General features: G+C 55.6%; 2 protein-coding genes. One reads left to right on the top strand and one right to left on the bottom strand.

What is annotated here, in order from left to right; all coding sequences use genetic code 11:
• The coding region (locus ASU03_RS21615) for a hypothetical protein (RefSeq protein WP_231731637.1) at nt 1–248 on the bottom strand (248 nt) is incomplete at its 3' end.
• A 44-nt stretch (nt 249–292) separates the two neighbouring features.
• Here ASU03_RS21615 and ASU03_RS20095 point away from each other — a divergent pair.
• A complete protein-coding gene (locus tag ASU03_RS20095) occupies nt 293–1,321 on the top strand; it encodes an IS30-like element ISShes10 family transposase (protein WP_011711660.1) in 1,029 nt (342 codons plus the stop codon).
• Nucleotides 1,322–1,739: the final 418 nt, after the last annotated feature.

Here is a 1,739-nt window from a genome sequence, read left to right as displayed (position 1 = left end):
ACCCCGTTGGGGATTCCGACAATCAAAAAATTGATGTTGCAATCAGCATAGCGCGAATCATCTAATAGAATGATTATATCTGCGAGTTCGTTCATTAAATCTGGAGTGTTGAATATGGACTCCAGATTGTCTAGTACGATAATTTTTTTTGCTGATGTTGATGCAGCAAAAATTCGAAAAGCTTTGAGGAGTGGCTCTTCTTGTGCTATCGAATAGTTCCCGCTGTGCTTTAATCCAGGCGGCCGCAAAAACTGAGTGCAACACCTGACCTTTCCGGTACGGTGCTGCCACTATGTCCTATCACGAACTCAGTATCCCCGAACGTGCGACCCTTCAACTCGGCCTTGCCCAAGGTTTCAGCCAGCGGCGAATTGCCCGGATGCTCGGCCGCTCCCCCTCGACCATCAGCCGGGAGCTGCGCCGCAACCGGGCCCCTGGCACCCGCTACCAGGCCTGTGCTGCCCAGCAGCAGATGCAGGTCCGCCGCCAGGTCTGCAGGCCTCAGTGCAAGCTGCTGCCGGGCAGTGAGCGCTTCGAGCTGGTCGTCCATATGCTGCGTGAGGGTTTGTCTCCCGAGCAGATTGCCGGCAAGCTGCGCAGCATGAACATACCCAGCCTCAGAGAGGCCTACGTCTGCCGCGAGACGATCTATAACGCGATCTACGCCCTGCCGGTCGGTGGCCTGCGCAAGGAGCTGATCATCTGCCTGCGCCAGGGCAAGACGAGTCGCAGGCCGCGCTCTGGCGGCGTCGATCGGCGCGGCCAGATCCCTGAAATGCTCAGCATCCACGTGCGCCCGCCGGAGGTCGAAGACCGGCTGATGCCAGGCCATTGGGAGGGCGACCTGATCAAGGGCAAGGCCAATGCCTCGGCGGTGGGCACCTTGGTGGAGCGTACCAGCGGCTACCTGATGCTGATCAAGATGGCCGACGCGACGGCGACCTCGGCGCTGGAGGGCTTCAGTGCGGCGCTCAATGGCATGCCGCTGGCGGTGCGCAAGAGCATGACCTACGACCAGGGCCGGGAGATGGCGCGGCACGCCGAGATCACCCAGCGGACCGGGGTGGCGATCTACTTCTGCGACCCGCACAGCCCCTGGCAACGCGGCAGCAATGAGAACATCAATGGACTGATCCGCCAGTACCTGCCCAAGGGCACGGACTTGTCGGTGCATAGTCAGGAAGCCCTGGACGCCATCGCTTTGCAACTGAATATGCGACCGCGCAAACGCTTCGACTTCAAATGCCCGATCGAGGTGATGGGCGAAGTGATGCAAGAAGCCGTGGTGATGCGGCATGATGCTCCCGCTTCAATTCAATAACCGTGTTGCACTCAGATCCTGCAACCGCCCCTTTAAAAGCGCCTAGCTACTGTTCTACCGCCGAGCCGAGTACGGTTTAATACAAATACCCAGCCGAATTAGCCGTTATCGGCCACTGGATAAAACCGATCAATAGTTTCATTTTTTGCGATACCGAGCAACAGCCGACACCCTCCACCTGTAATACTTCGGCAGACGCCACAGAGTACTTAACCAATTTAATTTATCACAACAAACACCACCATAAACGACATCAAACTGACCGGCTAGTCACAACAAAACCAACCCAGTCAAATATTCTTCAACACAGAACCATCAACAGCGAAAAATTATAAACCCCATACCTATCAATCTATTACGCTCATAAAAACCCACTTCAATAACGTAAATCGCAACGCCAATTTCTGACGATCATTAC

This window comes from Colwellia sp. TT2012 (assembly GCF_001440345.1).
Taxonomy (GTDB): Bacteria; Pseudomonadota; Gammaproteobacteria; order Enterobacterales; family Alteromonadaceae; genus Colwellia.
The sequence above is the reverse complement of the archived record's forward strand: the minus strand, read 5'-3'. Positions and strand labels throughout refer to the sequence as shown.

What these genes read in the sequence shown, in the direction of transcription:
- ASU03_RS20095 (WP_011711660.1), top strand. Translation starts at nt 293, where the DNA reads ATGTCCTATCACGAACTCAGTATCCCCGAACGTGCGACCCTTCAACTC.